The sequence below is a fragment of the Bacillus mesophilum genome (genome assembly GCF_008923265.1).
GTDB lineage: Bacteria > Bacillota > Bacilli > Bacillales > Cytobacillaceae > Cytobacillus > Cytobacillus mesophilum.
On the sequence record NZ_WBOT01000005.1, the window covers coordinates 246,148 to 263,635 of the forward strand.

Sequence of the window (17,488 nt, forward strand, 5' to 3'; positions counted from 1 at the left end):
TGGTGAAAATATCAAATTAGGAATATATAATCAAATTGATACTGATTATAATTGGGAGCATTTTTTCTGGATGCAACAAACGGTCATGGTCCATACCCAAATCAATACTATGTCCCCAAGTTTGCATTTATGTTTTTTATTCTGAAAGTAATGCTTGAGGTGTTTCCGCCTGCTAAGCTCTGTAGTAAGATAGGTAGGGACTATATGAGATATACATCTTGAGAAAGAAGGTTAACCGTGAAGAAAAGAGTTATTGATATCATTTACATTTTACTAGGTTCATTTATTTTTGCCTTAGCCGTGAATCTTTTTATTATTCCGAATGATCTTGGTGAAGGCGGAGTAACAGGAATTACGATTATTTTATATTACCTGTTTGAATGGTCGCCCGGGTTGGTCAGTTTAATATTAAACGGAATTTTAATTATTGCAGGATATAAATTTTTAAGTAAAATCACAACCATTTATACCATTATTGCGGTTGTTTTTCACTCCCTTTTTCTGCAGCTGACCATGTCCTGGAGCATCTCCTCAGAAGAAATTATGATTAACGCCATTTTTGGAGGCATTTTTGCCGGAGTAGGGATCGGGTTAATTATCAGAGTCGGCGGAACAACAGCCGGAACTACGATTCTTGCAAGAATCACAAATAAATATCTTGGCTGGAGCATCAGCTATGGGTTATTATTTTTTGACTTGATTGTGGCATTTTCATCTTATTTTATCATTGGGATGGAAAGCCTCATGTTTACGATTGTCATGTTATATATAGGCACGAAAGCAATGGAATACATCATTGAAGGGGTCAACCCGAAAAAGGCTATTACCGTTATTTCGGAGAAACCAGACATTATTGCGCAGCAGGTAAACAGCTTAATGGACCGCGGGGTGACCGTTTTCTCCGGCCATGGCTACTACTCTAAAACGTCTAAAGACATTCTATACATCGTCATCAGCAAGCAGGAAGTCGTCAAACTGAAGAAAATTGTTAAATCTACGGATAAAAATGCATTTTTAACGATTCATGATGTGCGCGATGTATTTGGTGAAGGTTTTCTGGATATCTCAAAGACTTGAATAATCATACTGCCTAAGGAAGCAAACCTGTCTATTAAAGGGTTTGCTTCTTTTTGCTAGATCTCTTCACGCTATTGGTTTAACTTTTTGGTCTCTGAAATAAATATATTTCTATTTTTTGTAAAAAGCATTAATATTTACTCCTGACACTGTATAATTTAGTAAAAAGGAGTGAGAGTAGTGAAAAGAATCCATTTAATCATTTTGACCCTCGCTTTTATCTTGTTTGTTTTTTTAGCATACGACTTTTTTAAAGGGCGGCATATTAGTGAACATTACGTATTTGAAGGCAGCAGTGAAAATTGGAAGGTTACTTCTACTTTTACGAGTAAAGGCGAAAAGAATGGCCAAAGTAGAGTCATTATTGAATACATTGGGAATGATACCAGCTTAACTAGTGTGAATAATTGGTATCTAGAAGGAAATGGTTTTGGTACTGGCGGAGGGGATCAAACGTTACAAGAGAAAAAAATAATAAAAACAACCGATTATTACGACTTTCCGCATAAACATTCAGATCAGCAATCCTTTTCTATCGAATGGTTAGATCAGCAGGAGGAATTCACTTTATATCAAAATACCACTGCAGAATAAACCTAAGCCACTTACACTGTGTACCTCAGTTATCTATAGGTGAACCTCTCCTAGCTTCCTATACATTTTCGGATAAAAATAGACAGAAATTATACTCTATTAAATGAAAAAAGACCAAATCAACTTCGATTTGGTCTGCTCCGTATTATCCCCTATCGGAAAATCTTGCTCTATACCAAGAAATCATTCCCCCGCCAATAATTCAATATCTCTCACTATATCATCCTTCTTCACAGGTTCATTCGCAAAGGCCATGTCATATAGTGCCCGAATATTGTTCTCTTCATCTACTAAATACATGGTCGTAGAATGATAGAGTACTGTTTCAGAGTCTAATTCATATTGCATCTGAAATTCGCCGGCAATTTCCTTTATTTTTTCCGGGGTGTCTCTTAGCCACTTCCACCCTTTTGTATCCGTCTCAAAGATTTGTGCATACTCCTTTATGACCTCTTGGGTATCATATGCAGGATCAAGCGTAATGCTGACAAGCTCAACCTCATCCCCAAATAAACCTTTATCCTTTAACATAGACTGTATTATTTTAAAATCCATCATCGTTAACGGACAAATATCAGGGCAGTTTGTATAGAAAAACGCAACCAATTTCACTTTGCCATTCTCAGATTGATAACGATCTCCATGAACATCGTCTAACTCAAAGGCATCCACTTCATCCAGGATTGGCAAGCCATCGTTACTTGGCCATAACCAGTAAACTAGGAAAAAACCAGCGAAGATGACCAGCAGAATAAGAACTTTGTTTGTGATTTTCATCCTTCAGCACACTCCAGCATAGGAATCACCGTTAGATTTTATTTTCATTTTTATTTTTTCTTTTTCAAGACAAAAAGATGGTTTTGCTTGGATTTGTGAACGCGAATAATACCCCATATTCCTGCCTCGATATCCCAGCGGATGTTGCCCGAGCGGTACATATAATCTCCTGGATATTGATATAAACTGCCTGCTCCGTAATGCAGCGGCAAGTCAACGGCATGACCTGCCACAATTTCACCTTCCACAGATCGCACTTCAGAGGTAATGTCTTTGTCATCGTTATTCCAATAATGGCCATGAAGATGAAAGGTATGAGAACGCCGGCGTTCTGAAGGATTAACTAACCGAATTGTGATCGGATCACCTGGATATGCTTCAAATAATGGTGTCGACGGATCGCCAAACTCCCTCGAACTGAATAAATCTTTTAATACTGGATGCTCTCGGAGCCGGTTGATTAGTCGTTCCGTCCGGTAATTGAATCCTCTAGAGCCATTATCATACGTATCAACCAAATCATCACGATCTTCTGGATCTACTCCGCTTAAAATGGCATCCACGGGATCCACAATTAAATCACCTTTTTTATCCACCAGCCTTGCTCCATCATACAAAACAAGAACAAACTCACGGGTATCCGGCAAATATGGATTGCGCAGGACTACATTCGCACCCGTTTTCACTTCTTCTCCTGTGGAAGGATCCAAATACTTCGTCCCTTTAGCCTCAGCGATAAAGCAGCCAAAAGTACCAAGGGAACGGTGGTTGCGTATATCGGTCATATCCCATAATCCGCAGGCGCCTACCGGATTGTCTACATACCATTTGTAGGTGATGATTTCACCGGGAGCTGCTGACTGATCAGGGTTAAACCCAACCGTTTCTCCCGCGGAAGTTTTCACATCATAATCAAGAAGCTGCGCATGCAGAGATATCCTGACAGACGGCGGGTAAAAGGCCTGCTCTTTTACAGGAGGATACGGCCAAATTCCATCTGGAAACGGAAACTGATCAAACTGCAGCCGGGACGTCAGTTTAATCTCCACGATATCTCCCTGGTTGGCTCGTATAATCAGCGGTTCTGGATTTTTCCCCTTTAATATATCATCTACATCTTCCTCAAGAGCAAAGACAATTCCAAAGGGATCACGTTCATCCCATTTGCTGTACGTTATTGGCTTATGAAAGGCGACGATGTTGAACGTTTTAACAGGAGCATCCACAGGTCCCGGGGATGGAACGATTTTTGCTTTCTCCGGCGGTTTTCCTGTCGGCTCCGGCAGCGCTTTTGTGCGTTCTGGCGGTGGTTCACGGTCAGGGAGCGGAATGAGAAAATCCACTTCTTCTTCAAAGGCTCTAATTAATCCCCATAATCCATTCCATAAGTCTTCTTCTGTTTCAAACGTCCATAAATAATCCCCAGACCTGGGAACAGCCATTTCCAGTGTAAAAGATTCGGAGATCCCAACATGCTGCTGATCTTTAAATTTAGTCTCAGGATCCGGATGCTCCGCCTTCCAGCGCAAGCCATGAATGTTAAAACTGTGCGACTCCTCATGCGCCCCTTGTAGAAGCCTTATACGAATCGGATCACCTTCATAACAGTGCAGAATCGGCGTAATTGGATCACAATTAACGTATGAACTAAACGAATAGGCAGGGTCTTTGTCTTTTCCTAACCGGAATTGCAGCGGTTCATTTTTATAATTGACTCCAAATAATCCTGGATCATCCTGTGAACCTGGAAAGTCCGGCGGCTGAAGCGGGCAGCCATCTTTGTCATATAGCAGAGCAAAATCCTGAACCATCAGAACCAAATCTCGGTAATCAGGAATGAGCGGATGAACCGCGGTAATTTGCACGCCATGATCCACTTCTTCTCCTGTTTTGGAATTTAAAAACTTGCTGAAGCGCGGATGGACGACTCCTGTGCCAAAGACACCATGCGGCTGATGAAAGTTCGCAAATAAATGGTCATGGAAAAACCATGCTTTTAACTCCACATCGGCAAAATATTCATAGCGGATTGTTTCTCCAGATAAAACACTTGAGTCATAGTTCCAGCCTACATTTGCTCCATCTGAAACAAGCACATCAAATTTAACGAAATGCACATGAACGCCCGTTTCATATGTTCTTGTCACAAGCTGAAATGCGTTGCCGCCGACCACTTCCGGCAGACGATTCGTAAAATTAATGCGCACGCACGTATTGGCTGTCATATGCAAAACTAATGGTTCCGGCTCTCTTCTTCCGCTTAACACATCCTCTATATCTTCATCTAAAACATAAATTCTTCCGATCGGATCGTTCCAGCCTTGGCGATTATACACAATCGGAAGCTGAATCAGAGAAACATTAAACTCCTGCACCACAGGGTTATCCGCAATGGCACAAGAATCGACAAATACAGCACCGGGTCTGGCATTTGGCACCGCCGCGTTTCGTTCCAGCTCGGTCATATCGCGTCCGCCCACGATCCCAAGCGGCGGCCGCGGTGCTTTACAGCCAAGCTTTCCGGGAATAAAGTTAGGAAATCCCGGTCTTTCTTTGGTTGGCTTCGGCGGACATGGACGGTCAGGCAGCGGCTGCAGGGCCTGAATCGGCTCGCCGTTTGGATAACACCCTGTTCCATCCTGAAGTGTATCAAAAATGCGATTAATCCCCCACATCCCAACCCCAAAATGGGGATAAAGATGACAGTGAATGATCGCGTCCCCAATCGCACCCTGCAGTGATCCTAATCCATAATGAGGCTGCACTGTGTACCAGGACTGCGGACTGATTGCCTGGGCATCTAATATTTCGGACTCTGTATTTTTGGCATCTTTTGACCATTGGTGCACATGGTAATGCAGAACATGAGTCTCTTTTACACCTCCATGAACAAGTCTGAGTTTAACGGGGTCACCACGGTATCCTCGTAATATTGGCGTTGCCGGATCCCCAAAGACCCATGAATCATGATGAACCTCTTCCCCATGACCATCAGGGCTAACGACTCCTTCTTCTAATAATCGGACTCGATTTTCCATCGGTTCATAGCGATAATTCACCGCATGAGTCGATTCACGCTCTTGATTGGTCATCGGATCCAGCGGACGATTTCCCGTTACATCACGAGTCGGCATTTCATCATGAAAAATCCATGCATATTCCCGAAAGGAGGGCAGGAAAGGATGATGGATATCGGCATACACACCGCTCTTAATCGGTCCTCCTGTTACTGGGTCAGTCCACCATGATCCGCGCGGCTGCACAAACAGACAGCCAAACATCCCATTAATATTTGTCCCCTGATCACTGCTGTCCGGGTTTCCTAAATCAGTGAACATATATACGCCTTCATGATTCACATTCAGCGTGTAAGTGATTCTTTCACCAGGCTCTGCTAAGGAGCTTGGATTGAAGCCAGCATTGGCGCCATCCGAATTTTCCGGATCATAATCAGCTTCCTGAAAATGCATGCCTGTTGCGTAATGGATCTGATTTTCAAATAAAATTTCCACTTCGTCTCCCACATTGGCCCGGATACAAAGCGGCTGCACCAGATCTACTGGTGTAAAAGGATTTTTCTTAACTAAATCCTTCACCTTTTGTTCATTTTCCTTTAAGACGTACATGATGCCATTTCGGTTGTAGTCACCAAAGTTGTTGAGCACAATCCGAATCGAAATCGCCACAACATGAAATTTACGTTTCATACCCTTCCCCCTTGATGACTCAGTAGTTAGTCTTTAACTCAGGAATTCGCGGCATGCCTTTTTGCTGAATATAGTAAACTTCAATCTGATGAATATGAATGAACCATTGCCGATTCTCCAGCTCCGATATCGAGGTAACCTTCACATCCACCACTGCCTGATCCTCAATCACATCTACAAGTTTTCCGATAAACACAAATGGATAGGATGGCGTTAAGATAAAGATATTTTTGCCAATTCCCTCCACAAATGCCTCAACCAGCGCCTGATCATGGATGACATTGACAGTTGGAAAATTTATTCCTGCTATACTATTTTCATGACTCATCTATCAGGTCCCTCCTTACGTTAGTGGAATTCTTTCATCACAGTCAAAGTCAGGTGTAAAGTGAGCAATTTTCTCAAATGGAATGCTTAATGGTGTGGGAAAAATAAATTGTGGGGCATTTATTATTTTAATATTGACTGGAAACAGAGTCAGATGACCTTGCTGTACATCAATGATTTCCCCGCAAAAAATTGGACGAAAGGTTTGCCCAAATAAATTGAGCTGATCAGATTCAGTTACAACTAAGATGCTTGTTCCTTTTAGGGCCAATAACTCTCTGAAAAAACGGTCATCCAGTTCTTCACTGCTGCTGCGCGGATTCTTCTCACTCGTCATATGACTTCCTCCCCCGTTGTCCTACTTTTTATAATAATTTTTAAAGCCATAAGTAAATACGCTTAACAACCGAATGGTCTCAATATAACGTATCTCATTAAAATGAATTTCTTCTTTTTTTCCCATAAACGCAATGATTAATTTGTCTTCAGAATCAATAATCTTACCAAGCTTTTTGACATCACTGCCGATCCAGACATTCACCCATGTGTCCTTCCAGGTGTTTAAATTTGTCTTTAAGGTTTCTTCAATAAATTGCTGCTTTAGAAGATCACGTTTTGAAACTGTTTCTCCAAATTGGCGCAGAAGCTTTGTACGCAGATTATTGTCATAGAGATAATGCTGATGCGTATTAGAATAGTTCGGAATTCCATAGACAATATTAGCCGACTGAATAGAAGAATAAGGAATCCACACTCGTTCCTTTAAATTCGTCAGCATGACAAAATCACGCCCAACCGTACTGACTTTTCCCTCCTTGTAATGAGATTCAGTTCCGATGGCAGAGTAAATCTCTACCTGCTGATTGCGCTTTGACTTAAAAAATTTTCTTAGCTTTAACGACTTTCCGCGTTTTTCATTGTTCTCCAATAGATGAAAGATGTTTGCTCGATCTATATATTCCAACAATAAACGTGTTTCTTCTGTTGTCGTCATCGTTGAAGGAGATGTAAGCCCCTCTCCTTTTCGTTCATTCAGTTCATTAATAGGGTCCTTCTTTCTGACTTCATGCTTCCTTTGCTCTAGCAATCTTTCTATATATTCATTTAAATGAATTCTTTTTTTTGACTCCTGTCCGTTCTCCATTTAGCCTCCTCTCCTTTCAAATATCTATATTATTTATACTCGCAAGGAGTAAAATAACAAACCAAATGTGGAAAATACCAAACCAGTGCCAAATAAACCAAATAGAATCATATTGTTCTCCACGTCGTTAAAATAAGCAGCAGGCAATCCGCATAATGCTGGATTTTCCACTACCGCACCAACCATCGTTCCCATGATGGAGCCAATGCTGCCATGGGAGAAGCCAGCCAATAAGGACTGAAAGCGGACGAGTGCACCGTAAAGTAATCCAATCCCGCCGCCGATCGCAGTTGATAGGATCGCCAGCACGCCAATTTCAAAAGGAAAAATGAAGTGAAGAAGCATGGCCAAGTTCATGCAGAAGATACTGCTGCCTGCCGCGGCCATTACCATTCCAAAGCGGTCCGCAAATAGCTTTCTTTTTTTATACATGACAAAATAAAAGAAAAATCCCATAAGACCATTTACAAGAAACAGCATAATAAATAGAGGGGATAATTCCACATTCAAAACTCCTTACTTATGTATTTTTAGCAGAAAGAAAAACAAGCAGGAGAGAAAGCAGGAAGACCGCTTCAATAAAAAATAGAAAGAGAATGCTAGTGTTGGCAGCTGCGCCTACCATCGGTGCCATAATGCCCATCATTAAACCATTTATATAACCAGTCAACAGAGTCTGATAATCAAAAAGTGCACCAAAAAGGCCGCCAATCATCATGCCGATTATCGCTGTAATCATCGTTATCATGACAAATTTTAATGGAAACTGATAAATGAGGATCACTCCTGTGGCAATCGCACCAAAACCGCCTGCCAGCATGGAAATATTCATCCCCAGCTGAAAACCGATGAGTTTACGAATTTTATAAAGATATAAATACAGCAATAAGATCAGTACAAGGTTTCCATATAACAAAAACCCTAAATGCCCCATGGCTCCAGTCTCCTCCAAATTTCCTGTTTGTAATGGTTATGTTCCTAAAAGCTTGGACTATAACCAATATGTATATTTTTACAGTTTCATTTAGAAATGCACCTGCCTTAGTCATTTGCCCAACCATAATTCAGTGAAGATCCATACATTAGGTATATGTACAGATAAAAGGAGGTTGTTGACCATTTCAGCTTATAAAAAGAGAAAAACTGCTGTTAAAGAACTGAGGAATGTAAGGGTTTGGGATGAGATTGAATGCTTAGAAGAAGAGTTCATACATGGAAAAACACCATTTCGCTGTCCAGAGATGGTGCCTGCGGGAGTAAAGGATGATGATTTTTGTGTGCCTAAAGATTGTCCAAAAACGCTTCCACAGCCAAAATTCACTTCCCCCTTCAGTTCCTTTCCACAGAAAGAACTTGTGGAAATAGAAAGATGCATTACACTTGCGAATGAGCTCCTGCTTGCCCTTTCTGCTGAGGATGATGACGACGAAGCGAATGCCAGAGCACTTCAAGTAAGCCTTCGTTCCTTCAGAAACCAATTCGTAACCGTCTATTATAGCTGCAAGGAAAAAAAGGAAGAAGTCTGCGGATACTTCCTGGACGCAGGAAATGATTTTATTATTATTGAAAATGCAGATACCAACAATATCACCATCCTTCCAACGTGGAGGCTTCTGTCCATATACAATATGGACAGAAGCAAAAAAATGGATGATGACGATGAACAAGAACTGCTCTGCATCAACCCATGCCTGAGAAGAAACCTGACATTTCATTTCGGTGAAATCGTTACACGGAGCCCTTATTTGCTGAACATATTTTTCGGCTTAAAACTTAGCATGCTTCTTGAAAGCTACGTTGGTTATTACGCCTACATTCAAACTGAAACAGACAAATTTGAACAGGATGGCACCTTGGAAAAAGTAGAGGAGAGTGACCTGCTTCTCAAAAAATACGATGAAGAACAATGGATCGACTTTGAGAATATTTGTTTGATTGAGCTGGAGAAATAAAGACGGAAGGGCAAAGCTTATAATTGTAGAGTAAACCGTAAATGAAATGGGACGTTTAAAAGGAAGGAACCTCACATGGCACCTTCCTTTTTTGAGTTAATCAAAAGTATCCGATAAATCCAGCTCCAGGACAACTTTACAGCCTTTATGCTTGAATAGCTTGTATTGAAAGCTATCCGTCAATCCAGCTAACCGCAAATGAATCCGGTCATCACAGTAAGGAATAACAGAATCCTTGATGCGATGGAACTGCTTGCCGCAATGACAGTTATCATGGTCTCTGCGGCAATGGGAACAGTGTAAATCCAGATAGGAATCTATGAACTTTTCCCTAGAGCCCATACCACAATGACAATCTTGCTGATGTCGGCCGCAATGAGCGCAGTACCCATCGTGACGATCATATTCCCTTGATATTTTATCGAAATCGGAATAATTTTTGTGTTTCTTACCACAGCGGCAATCTCGGTGATGCCGGCTGCAATTAGAACAGTTCAGATCATGGTCTCTGCCTCTGCATGCCTTCTCAAAATCCACATGATCCAGGCATTTGTTTCGGCAATGATGATCGACCCAATGAATCTTCTTAATTCGTCTCGTTAACACCCTAACAACACTATAATCACTCTGCAGCAAATCTACATAATCCATCCCGATTCTATGGATGATTCCGGCTTCTTTGTAAGAATGACTTCTCTTATTACTTTGTATCTTGAAACGCTTTGATTCATGAGCGTTTGCAGCAGGATTGCCTTTATTCTCTTGGGTGAAATATTTGTTGTTCATGCTTGTCCTCCTTTCATTACTATAGAATATGAAAGAAAGTTCGGGGATGTTTATGTGAATGTAACGGGTTGTGGGGGTATTTTAGATTTTGTTTTCAGTAACTGTATAAAAACGCTTCTCGGAGTGTGAGAAGCGCAGGTTTTACAATTTGATGGGTTATTGATTTGAGAGTGACTCAATGAGTTATGACAAAACCATCACCCTTTTTATATAGTCTTAGATTACACTTCTTCATCCACTAAACAACTTCTCACTTTTACCATTTTAGCATTTCAATCACACTACTTAAACCAAAAAGTAAAGGGAATGTCAGAACGGGGATCACCAAACTAATAACGGCATTCTTCCATCTAAATGTTTTATGAAGCCTCTTTAAGAATGGATCAATACTATATATGGTGCCAGAAATGGAAGCACTTACGATATTTCTTGTGAGGATGGGATTCACTCCTTTGGCTTTTCATAATAGGGAGCTCACCCTTTTTAATAAGGTCAATGATACAATTCATTAAGCGATTCCATTTGAAAAAGGTACGGAATACAAATTAAATGCAACTCACTCAAATAAAATTCATCATAGAAAAACTGCTCCTTCAATTGTTAGATGTCTAATAATTGTGATGCAGTTCAAGTTCTTTAGATAATATTCTTTATTTTTTAAATTGATCAGGGAATTGCTTTACTACTGCATCTGAAATAGTATCTGCCATTAGAATAATATGTGAAATGCCTTCATCAATTGAAGCGATTCTAGCATCCCAATCTTTTGTTAAGCTAGCAGTTAAATCGTTGGTTACTAATTGCAGATGCATATCAAGCATTTTCTTAAGGTCTTCTTTTTTCAAGTTGGGATTAGCACTGCTGAGAAAAACGGCTAGATCATCTGCATTTCTATACCACTCTTTGTTTAGCTGATTGACCAAGTTTGTGTTTCCGCTTTTAGCTGCATCTACAATCTTTCCCGCAATTTCAATATGCTCCTTAAGCAAACTTGTAAGCTTGTTCCCCGCTTCCTCTCCATACACTGGCTTTATTGCATTCCCAATGTCCTCCTGATTCTTCAGAAGTCTAGTAAGCACCTGCTGCTGATCCTCCGCTTCAGCTGTTGTAGCACTTGTAATATAATTACTTGTCCACAGTACATGATCAATCCAAAGTCTTCTGAATTCATTTTCGAAGTTCACCTGGGATTGACTCATACACTGATCCTGGGGTTTAGCATAAGCACTGGATGTACCAGCCAGCATGCTTAATAAACTGATAAAAATAAAACTCATTACTAATAACTTTCTCATAAAACCTCCTCCTTTCAAAATGGTGGCATACTCTTTGTTATTATTGATAAGTGTGAATATTTTATGCCATTCATTTCTTTCTGAAGTCAAAAAAATAGACACATCAATCTGATGCGCCACTTTTTTATTACCCTATTTCTTTTCCCACGCCTTTTGCAACCTTTAGCAGGCTAGTGTCTAAATCAATTTTGTTCGTAATCATCTAAAAACGAAATAGGTTCTTTAACCGGAAGTGCAGCCCCTCCAAATTCTTCTTCAATAAAACTTGATACTTCATCCGTATGATAGATTTCTACGATTCTATTTAGAACCTCATCATCTTTGTTCTCTGTTTGAGCTGCTATAATATTGATGTATGCTTTATTACTTGAATCCTCTCTAAAGATAGGATCATTCGTAGGATTTAGCCCTGAGTTGATGGCCATATCCGAATTTATAATGGAAATAGCTGCGTCATCTAAACCGCGTGGAGTTTGTCCTGCATCGACAGGAATAATTTCTAAGTTCTTAGGGTTTTCTACTACATTTTCTACTCCCCCGGTACCATCAAAACCTTCTTTGAGTTGGATCAATTCAGCTTTTTCCAGAAGTGAAAGTGCTCTTCCTAGGTTTGTAGGATCCTTGGGAATAATAACCTGGTCCCCTTCTTGCAATTCGCTGACATCCTGAATTCTATTAGAGTAAATTCCCATTGGCCATATAGAAGTAGTTCCAATTGCAGCTAAATCCAGGTTTCTATCCTCGACAAAGCTATCAAAATAAACAATCGTCTGAAAGGCATTTAGGTCAATTTCACCGCTATCTAATGTGAGATTCGGCTGTACATAATCATTAAAATTAATGATTTCAATTTCAATATCTTCTTCAGCCGCCAGATCCTTTACAAGCTCCCACGTTGGCGCTTCTGCAGAAGTGGTTCCAACCTTTACAACATTATCACCAGGGCTGCTTTCTGATGCACATGCTGCAAGTATTGCTGTTAAAATAAGTATTAAAACCATAAGTTTGTTTTTCACCATATTTTCCTTCTTTCCTCATAAGATGTATGATTATTTAAATCGATTCGGACTAAAAATTTCGATTGCTAACTCGGGAGTTTCACCAACAGCTAATTCTGCACCTATTTTCCCGATAACCGGTGCGAATTTAAACCCATGTCCTGCCATTGGTCCAAGCAGAATAACATTTGATAACCCTGGTGCTTCTCCAAGAATAAAATGCTCATCCGGTGTATTTGTATAGAAGCACGTCTTCACTTTAACAGGTGCAGGTATAAGATTCGGCAGGTATTCCTTCACAAGTCTCGTCACAGGCTCCACATCTTTTTCGTGGATTTCCCGATCAACTTCACTTGGATGATCAATGAGATCTCCTCCACCATGATGAATGGCCACTTTCACTGTTTTTCCATCAAGACTTGGAAAACCATAAAAACCTACTCCATCCACTACTCTTGAAAAGATTGGGAATACATCAGAAGTAAACTGCTCAGGATTTTTCGCATCATACCAAACCAAAACCTGACGCTCTAACTTAAGAGGAAAATTAAGCTGAGGTAAAAGACTATTCGTCCATCCGCCAGCAGATACAATCACCTTTTTCACTCTAAATTCCTGTTCTCCAGTGGAAATAGTTACACCATCCTTATCATGCTCAATTGAGGTTACTGCTGTATCTGAATAGACTTTGCCTCCCAGTTCCTCTCCACGCTTTACCGCTGTTTCAATCGCTAATTCCGGGCGAACATATCCAGCAAATTCTTCATATATGACCTTTTGATCGTCCTTAAACTGTATCTGAGAAAATTCGTTCCTAGCTTCTTCCACACTCAACGCTTTATGCGGAAGATTATATGTATGCACACTTTCTTCAACCGTTTCAATAAAAGCATCACCTGCTGGGCCAAACATCGTTCCTCCATTTTCGGTGTATAGCTCCACATTGGTTTCAGCTTCTAATTCCCGCCAAAGCGTACGTGCTTCCTGCAGTAATGGAACATAATCTACACCTTCTCCATAAGCCGTCCGAAAAATTCTTGTTTCCCCATGCCCAGCACCTTGATCATGCCCTGGCTTAAATTGTTCGAACCCAATTACCTTCTCATTTCTTTTTGCAAGCTGCCAAAAAGCAAAACTCCCCATTGAACCTAAACCAACAACCGCGAAATCCGCATCAAAAGAATTACTCATGATTGTATCTCCTTTTCATAATGAATTTTTCTTAGTAAAAATGTTTCTGGTTTTCTACTCTTCATACAAACCCCAAAAAAAGATCCCTTCTGATATCAGAAGAGATCTTTACTTTAAAATAAATAAAACCTACTCTTCTTATCTATCAAGCATTGCTTGCTGGAATTGGCACAGTACAAATTGTCTGTTGCCGAGGTATCATAGGGCCAGTCCCTCCACCTCTCTGGATAAGAAATATTATTAAGTTGTTAATAGTATATATGCGATGGACTTAGTTTAGCGATAAATTAAATGGAGGTCAAGTGTTTTTTTGATTGTTCTAATAATTATATATAAATCTAAAAATACTAAATTGACAGTTTTGTTCTTTTTAAAATGATACTATTAGAGACTTTTCGCCTCTCTCACAGCACCGCACTTACCATAAAGTGGCGGAAAAGCGTATGACCGCTATATCATCTACGCTTTCAGTATTGCCTTTTAGTAACTATATCCGAATAGTGCAAAGTTCCCTGCAAATTTGAAACCTTATTCTGCCAGTTCCGTATATACAATAAAGAGCTGTATAGGGGGAGCGCAAATGTTTACTGAGCTAAATGAAAAGTTACTCATTGTGAAGGATGATTTGAGGAAAAAAGAGAAGTATGAGGATCATTTGGAACGCTTAAAGGCCGATTTACAGTTAGAAATACAAAAACGGGACATGTATATGCATATGTTAGAAGAGAAAAAGGAAGATGTTAGCCGTTTTGAATCCTTCACCCTTGCCAATATTTTTTATTCTTTAATTGGTAAAAAACTTGAGAAGATTGATCAAGAAGAACAGCTAATTGCAGCTATGAAGCTTAAGTATAAGGAAGCGATGGAAACCATCGCTGACATGGAAGATGAGATAAGAAAGTTTGAAATGGAGCTTACATCTGTAGCAAATGCTGATGTGGAATACGAAGCAATTATAAAAGAAAAAGAACAGTTAATCCGCGATACTGATTCATTTTGGAACGACCAATTATACACCCTTTCAGAAAAAGAAGCAGAGTTGTTTGCAGGCTTAAAGGAGTACAATGAAGCAATTGAAGTCGGACAAAAAGCAAAACATCAGTTAGATGAGGCACTGGACGAATTAGAATCTGCACATAATTGGTCGACCTTTGATATGTTCGGCGGCGGCACTATTTCTACTTTTGTAAAACATAGCCGCTACAATAGCGCCCAGGATCTCATCCATGATGCCCAGCACACCCTCCGACAATTTCGAGAAGAGCTGCTGGATCTTAAAAAGCATTTTGACCATGATTACGATATCGGCAATATGCTTACTGTTGCCGATTACTTCTTTGATGGTATCGTTGTCGATTGGATGGTCCATGGAAAAATTAACGATGCCATGTCACAGACAGAAGAAATGTATGACCTTGTGAAAGCTACTTTGAAGGAAATTAAATTGCAAAGAGATGAACTGGAGAAAGAGTTAACTGATGTGCATTGGGAGAGAATTGAGTTGTTTGAGTCTTGTTCTTAGAGCTGAGGGTATATTGAGAATAGTAAAGTAGACAGAGTCAGAGATGGCTTTGTCTATGTGTTTTTTGGTGGGAGTTTTAATATTGTGGAGAATGAAATGATTTTATATCAATCACTATGAATAGTTAGAAAAAAAAAGCTCATGATCCTTGTAGTTTCTAGGATTATGAGCTTGATTTTATATTAACGATTCAATATCAACTAAATGATACCGGTGGTCGGGGTCGAACCGACACTCCAGAAGGAACACGATTTTGAGTCGTGCGCGTCTGCCAATTCCGCCACACCGGCATATAAAATATTAAATGGCACTTCTAAAAGTGCCGAGGACCGGAATCGAACCGGTACGGTAGTCACCTACCGCAGGATTTTAAGTCCTGTGCGTCTGCCAGTTCCGCCACCCCGGCGTTTCTGAACAATTATGGAGGCGGCAACCGGATTTGAACCGGTGATCAGGGTTTTGCAGACCCATGCCTTACCACTTGGCTATGCCGCCATAAATAATTGGAGCGGAAGACGGGATTCGAACCCGCGACCCCCACCTTGGCAAGGTGGTGTTCTACCACTGAACTACTTCCGCGAATGGCTGGGCTAGCAGGATTCGAACCTACGCATGATGGAGTCAAAGTCCATTGCCTTACCGCTTGGCTATAGCCCAATAAAATATATGGGGCGACTGATGGGAATCGAACCCACGAATGTCGGAACCACAATCCGATGCGTTAACCACTTCGCCACAATCGCCATAATGTATAATATGAATATCTAGTTTGTCTTGTGAAAATTAAATGGGGCGACTGATGGGAATCGAACCCACGAATGTCGGAACCACAATCCGATGCGTTAACCACTTCGCCACAATCGCCATAAAAATTACAGGGGTAGTAGGAATCGAACCCACATCAAAGGTTTTGGAGACCTTCGTTTTACCATTAAACTATACCCCTAAAAATGGTGGAGGGGGACGGATTCGAACCGCCGAACCCTAAGGAGCGGATTTACAGTCCGCCGCGTTTAGCCACTTCGCTACCCCTCCGGATTATATAAACACTGCTGGTGCCGGCTAGAGGACTTGAACCCCCAACCTACTGATTACAAGTCAGTTGCTCTACCAATTGAGCTAAACCGGCAGTAGTGGTGGCTCAGGACGGAATCGAACCGCCGACACAAGGATTTTCAGTCCTTTGCTCTACCGACTGAGCTACTGAGCCATATGTATGGATTTCTTTTTAAAAATGGCGGTCCGGACGGGACTCGAACCCGCGACCTCCTGCGTGACAGGCAGGCATTCTAACCAACTGAACTACCGGACCAAATTGCGGGGGCAGGATTTGAACCTGCGACCTTCGGGTTATGAGCCCGACGAGCTACCGGACTGCTCCACCCCGCGATAATAATAATGGTGGAGGATGACGGGATCGAACCGCCGACCCTCTGCTTGTAAGGCAGATGCTCTCCCAGCTGAGCTAATCCTCCGAAATGAATGGTGACCCCTACGGGATTCGAACCCGTGTTACCGCCGTGAAAGGGCGGTGTCTTAACCGCTTGACCAAGGGGCCATAATATATTTTAGAATGGCGGAGAGCAAGGGATTTGAACCCTTGAGACAGCTATAAACCGCCTACACGATTTCCAATCGTGCTCCTTCGGCCACTCGGACAGCTCTCCATATGGCTCCGCAGGTAGGATTCGAACCTACGACCGCTCGGTTAACAGCCGAGTGCTCTACCACTGAGCTACTGCGGAATAATAGGATAATTTGTTTCGCCCGGCAGCGTCCTACTCTCACAAGGGGACAGCCCCTAACTACCATTGGCGCTGAGAAGCTTAACTTCCGTGTTCGGGATGGGAACGGGTGTGACCTTCTCGCTATCGCCACCGGACTTTTTAAAGACAAATATTATTATATCGTCTTTTTAAGAAAAGTCAAGAACATTTTATAAAAATTGTTCCTTCAAAACTAGATAATGTTAGAAGAAGAAAACAGTAATGCCATTGTGTGGTTAAGTCCTCGAACGATTAGTATCAGTCAGCTGCACGTGTCGCCACGCTTCCACCTCTGACCTATCAACCTGATCATCTTTCAGGGTTCTTACTAGCTTGACGCTATGGGAAATCT

Annotated in this window: 15 protein-coding genes, 17 tRNA genes, 2 rRNA genes and 1 riboswitch; of the genes, 4 read left to right on the plus strand and 30 right to left on the minus strand. The window is 41.1% G+C overall.

The genetic code is table 11. The annotated features are described in order from the left end of the window. Positions 1–237 precede the first annotated feature (237 nt). Positions 238–1,077, plus strand: coding sequence for a YitT family protein (locus F7732_RS16595; RefSeq protein ID WP_151575113.1), 840 nt, complete (start codon positions 238–240; stop codon positions 1,075–1,077). Between the two features lie 180 nt (positions 1,078–1,257). Then, positions 1,258–1,671, plus strand: coding sequence for a hypothetical protein (locus F7732_RS16600; protein ID WP_151575114.1), 414 nt, complete (start codon positions 1,258–1,260; stop codon positions 1,669–1,671). A 183-nt stretch (positions 1,672–1,854) separates the two neighbouring features. Here F7732_RS16600 and F7732_RS16605 read toward each other — a convergent pair whose 3' ends face one another. From F7732_RS16605 to F7732_RS16635, 7 genes are read right to left on the minus strand one after another with little or no spacing between them, the layout of a single operon-like run. Next, positions 1,855–2,448 (minus strand): SCO family protein, encoded by a 594-nt coding sequence (locus F7732_RS16605; protein WP_151575115.1) that lies wholly within the window; start codon positions 2,446–2,448, stop codon positions 1,855–1,857. Between the two features lie 50 nt (positions 2,449–2,498). Then, positions 2,499–6,155, minus strand: coding sequence for a multicopper oxidase domain-containing protein (locus F7732_RS16610; protein WP_151575116.1), 3,657 nt, complete (start codon positions 6,153–6,155; stop codon positions 2,499–2,501). Positions 6,156–6,174: 19 nt separating this feature from the next. Then, a complete protein-coding gene (locus F7732_RS16615) occupies positions 6,175–6,483 on the minus strand; it encodes a hypothetical protein (protein WP_151575117.1) in 309 nt (102 codons plus the stop codon). Between the two features lie 15 nt (positions 6,484–6,498). Continuing rightward, a complete protein-coding gene (locus tag F7732_RS16620) occupies positions 6,499–6,819 on the minus strand; it encodes a hypothetical protein (RefSeq protein WP_151575118.1) in 321 nt (106 codons plus the stop codon). Positions 6,820–6,840: 21 nt separating this feature from the next. Beyond that, a complete protein-coding gene (locus F7732_RS16625; RefSeq protein WP_151575119.1) occupies positions 6,841–7,626 on the minus strand; it encodes a hypothetical protein in 786 nt (261 codons plus the stop codon). 33 nt (positions 7,627–7,659) lie between these two features. Further along, the gene (locus F7732_RS16630) at positions 7,660–8,130 is read right to left on the minus strand and encodes a hypothetical protein (RefSeq protein WP_240056665.1); all 471 of its coding nucleotides are present in this window, start codon (positions 8,128–8,130) and stop codon (positions 7,660–7,662) included. 16 nt (positions 8,131–8,146) lie between these two features. Continuing rightward, positions 8,147–8,560 carry a hypothetical protein gene (locus F7732_RS16635; RefSeq protein ID WP_151575120.1) on the minus strand — a complete coding sequence of 138 codons (414 nt, stop codon included), beginning with the start codon at positions 8,558–8,560 and terminating at the stop codon, positions 8,147–8,149. Between the two features lie 175 nt (positions 8,561–8,735). Here F7732_RS16635 and F7732_RS16640 point away from each other — a divergent pair, with 175 nt between their 5' ends. Beyond that, a complete protein-coding gene (locus F7732_RS16640; protein ID WP_151575121.1) occupies positions 8,736–9,578 on the plus strand; it encodes a hypothetical protein in 843 nt (280 codons plus the stop codon). 96 nt (positions 9,579–9,674) lie between these two features. On the opposite strand, the gene F7732_RS16645 is transcribed toward F7732_RS16640, so the two are convergent. The 4 genes from F7732_RS16645 to solA all read right to left on the minus strand — a co-directional run bounded on the left by F7732_RS16645 (position 9,675) and on the right by solA (position 13,848). Beyond that, the gene (locus F7732_RS16645; RefSeq protein WP_151575122.1) at positions 9,675–10,364 is read right to left on the minus strand and encodes a hypothetical protein; all 690 of its coding nucleotides are present in this window, start codon (positions 10,362–10,364) and stop codon (positions 9,675–9,677) included. Between the two features lie 650 nt (positions 10,365–11,014). Continuing rightward, positions 11,015–11,659, minus strand: a complete 645-nt coding sequence (locus F7732_RS16650) for a glycosyltransferase (protein ID WP_151575123.1) — start codon at positions 11,657–11,659, stop codon at positions 11,015–11,017. 182 nt (positions 11,660–11,841) lie between these two features. Continuing rightward, the gene (locus tag F7732_RS16655) at positions 11,842–12,678 is read right to left on the minus strand and encodes a MetQ/NlpA family ABC transporter substrate-binding protein (protein ID WP_151575124.1); all 837 of its coding nucleotides are present in this window, start codon (positions 12,676–12,678) and stop codon (positions 11,842–11,844) included. Between the two features lie 30 nt (positions 12,679–12,708). Beyond that, positions 12,709–13,848 (minus strand): N-methyl-L-tryptophan oxidase, encoded by a 1,140-nt coding sequence (gene solA, locus F7732_RS16660; RefSeq protein ID WP_151575125.1) that lies wholly within the window; start codon positions 13,846–13,848, stop codon positions 12,709–12,711. A 135-nt stretch (positions 13,849–13,983) separates the two neighbouring features. Continuing rightward, positions 13,984–14,082: riboswitch (SAM riboswitch) on the minus strand. Between the two features lie 346 nt (positions 14,083–14,428). Here solA and F7732_RS16665 point away from each other — a divergent pair. Continuing rightward, positions 14,429–15,370 carry a hypothetical protein gene (locus F7732_RS16665; protein WP_151575126.1) on the plus strand — a complete coding sequence of 314 codons (942 nt, stop codon included), beginning with the start codon at positions 14,429–14,431 and terminating at the stop codon, positions 15,368–15,370. A 208-nt stretch (positions 15,371–15,578) separates the two neighbouring features. On the opposite strand, the gene F7732_RS16670 is transcribed toward F7732_RS16665, so the two are convergent. The 19 genes from F7732_RS16670 to F7732_RS16760 all read right to left on the minus strand — a co-directional run. Beyond that, a tRNA-Leu gene (locus F7732_RS16670) sits at positions 15,579–15,660 on the minus strand. A gap of 30 nt (positions 15,661–15,690) precedes the next feature. Further along, positions 15,691–15,776: transfer RNA gene (locus F7732_RS16675), tRNA-Leu, on the minus strand. A 15-nt stretch (positions 15,777–15,791) separates the two neighbouring features. Then, positions 15,792–15,865: transfer RNA gene (locus F7732_RS16680), tRNA-Cys, on the minus strand. A 9-nt stretch (positions 15,866–15,874) separates the two neighbouring features. Then, a tRNA-Gly gene (locus F7732_RS16685) sits at positions 15,875–15,949 on the minus strand. A gap of 3 nt (positions 15,950–15,952) precedes the next feature. Then, positions 15,953–16,027: transfer RNA gene (locus tag F7732_RS16690), tRNA-Gln, on the minus strand. Positions 16,028–16,037: 10 nt separating this feature from the next. Further along, positions 16,038–16,113 (minus strand) — tRNA-His (locus F7732_RS16695). 45 nt (positions 16,114–16,158) lie between these two features. Continuing rightward, positions 16,159–16,234 (minus strand) — tRNA-His (locus F7732_RS16700). A gap of 11 nt (positions 16,235–16,245) precedes the next feature. After that, positions 16,246–16,316 (minus strand) — tRNA-Trp (locus F7732_RS16705). A gap of 5 nt (positions 16,317–16,321) precedes the next feature. Continuing rightward, a tRNA-Tyr gene (locus F7732_RS16710) sits at positions 16,322–16,405 on the minus strand. A gap of 18 nt (positions 16,406–16,423) precedes the next feature. After that, positions 16,424–16,499 (minus strand) — tRNA-Thr (locus F7732_RS16715). 5 nt (positions 16,500–16,504) lie between these two features. After that, positions 16,505–16,580 (minus strand) — tRNA-Phe (locus F7732_RS16720). 25 nt (positions 16,581–16,605) lie between these two features. Continuing rightward, a tRNA-Asp gene (locus F7732_RS16725) sits at positions 16,606–16,682 on the minus strand. A gap of 3 nt (positions 16,683–16,685) precedes the next feature. Continuing rightward, positions 16,686–16,759 (minus strand) — tRNA-Met (locus F7732_RS16730). Between the two features lie 10 nt (positions 16,760–16,769). Then, positions 16,770–16,845: transfer RNA gene (locus F7732_RS16735), tRNA-Val, on the minus strand. Between the two features lie 8 nt (positions 16,846–16,853). Further along, positions 16,854–16,928 (minus strand) — tRNA-Glu (locus F7732_RS16740). A 16-nt stretch (positions 16,929–16,944) separates the two neighbouring features. Next, positions 16,945–17,037: transfer RNA gene (locus F7732_RS16745), tRNA-Ser, on the minus strand. 3 nt (positions 17,038–17,040) lie between these two features. Beyond that, positions 17,041–17,115: transfer RNA gene (locus tag F7732_RS16750), tRNA-Asn, on the minus strand. Positions 17,116–17,135: 20 nt separating this feature from the next. After that, positions 17,136–17,252, minus strand: a 5S ribosomal RNA gene (gene rrf / locus F7732_RS16755). Between the two features lie 116 nt (positions 17,253–17,368). Continuing rightward, positions 17,369–17,488: ribosomal RNA gene (locus F7732_RS16760) — 23S ribosomal RNA — on the minus strand; the annotation flags it as partial.

Coding starts and splice junctions, on each gene's coding strand:
- F7732_RS16645 (WP_151575122.1), bottom strand. CDS start 10,364: ATGAACAACAAATATTTCACCCAAGAGAATAAAGGCAATCCTGCTGCA.
- F7732_RS16615 (WP_151575117.1), bottom strand. CDS start 6,483: ATGAGTCATGAAAATAGTATAGCAGGAATAAATTTTCCAACTGTCAAT.
- solA (WP_151575125.1), bottom strand. CDS start 13,848: ATGAGTAATTCTTTTGATGCGGATTTCGCGGTTGTTGGTTTAGGTTCA.
- F7732_RS16665 (WP_151575126.1), top strand. CDS start 14,429: ATGTTTACTGAGCTAAATGAAAAGTTACTCATTGTGAAGGATGATTTG.
- F7732_RS16620 (WP_151575118.1), bottom strand. CDS start 6,819: ATGACGAGTGAGAAGAATCCGCGCAGCAGCAGTGAAGAACTGGATGAC.
- F7732_RS16635 (WP_151575120.1), bottom strand. CDS start 8,560: ATGGGGCATTTAGGGTTTTTGTTATATGGAAACCTTGTACTGATCTTA.
- F7732_RS16605 (WP_151575115.1), bottom strand. CDS start 2,448: ATGAAAATCACAAACAAAGTTCTTATTCTGCTGGTCATCTTCGCTGGT.
- F7732_RS16655 (WP_151575124.1), bottom strand. CDS start 12,678: ATGGTGAAAAACAAACTTATGGTTTTAATACTTATTTTAACAGCAATA.
- F7732_RS16610 (WP_151575116.1), bottom strand. CDS start 6,155: ATGAAACGTAAATTTCATGTTGTGGCGATTTCGATTCGGATTGTGCTC.
- F7732_RS16650 (WP_151575123.1), bottom strand. CDS start 11,659: ATGAGAAAGTTATTAGTAATGAGTTTTATTTTTATCAGTTTATTAAGC.
- F7732_RS16625 (WP_151575119.1), bottom strand. CDS start 7,626: ATGGAGAACGGACAGGAGTCAAAAAAAAGAATTCATTTAAATGAATAT.